Below are 469 nucleotides of genomic sequence, written 5' to 3'. Positions count from 1 at the left end.
TCTGGCCGCGTCGGCCGTGCTTATCCCGAGCAGCGTAGCAAGTAATGGTATAGTTGTGCCCATGGTCGGCAGATTGACACTGGCGCGGGGCACAAGCCGTGCTAGCCTCATGTCAGGATGGCAATCCTGAGGCTGCTGAGCCCGTCCGGGAGGTCGCCCAACCGTCAGCGGCGACTACCCACAGGCTGACACCTCAGCGCCTCAAGCGGCGCACCCACACCACCAGGAACATCAATGTCGAATGAAGACCCCGAGGCGCCACGCCCTCGATGGGCATCACTGGCTGATGCCACCGCGCTGGCCATGCGCCTGCATGCCGAACAGACCCGCAAGGGCACCAGTATCCCCTATATCGCTCACCTGATGTCTGTCTCAGCCCTCGTGCTCGAGCATGGTGGCGACGAGGAGCAGGCCATCGCCGGCCTGCTGCACGATGCCATCGAGGATTGCGGCATCCACTGCGAGGCGG

Annotated in this window: 1 protein-coding gene; it reads left to right on the top strand. The window is 64.0% G+C overall.

Annotated elements, in window-relative coordinates; genetic code table 11:
- Positions 1–234: 234 nt before the first annotated feature.
- The coding region (locus tag EOD42_RS25655; protein ID WP_127790444.1) for an HD domain-containing protein at positions 235–469 on the top strand (235 nt) is incomplete at its 3' end.

The sequence above is a fragment of the Rhodovarius crocodyli genome, assembly GCF_004005855.1.
GTDB classification, from domain to species: domain Bacteria; phylum Pseudomonadota; class Alphaproteobacteria; order Acetobacterales; family Acetobacteraceae; genus Rhodovarius; species Rhodovarius crocodyli.
Note: the sequence above shows the minus strand (reverse complement) of the source record. Positions and strands in the feature narration are given on the sequence as shown.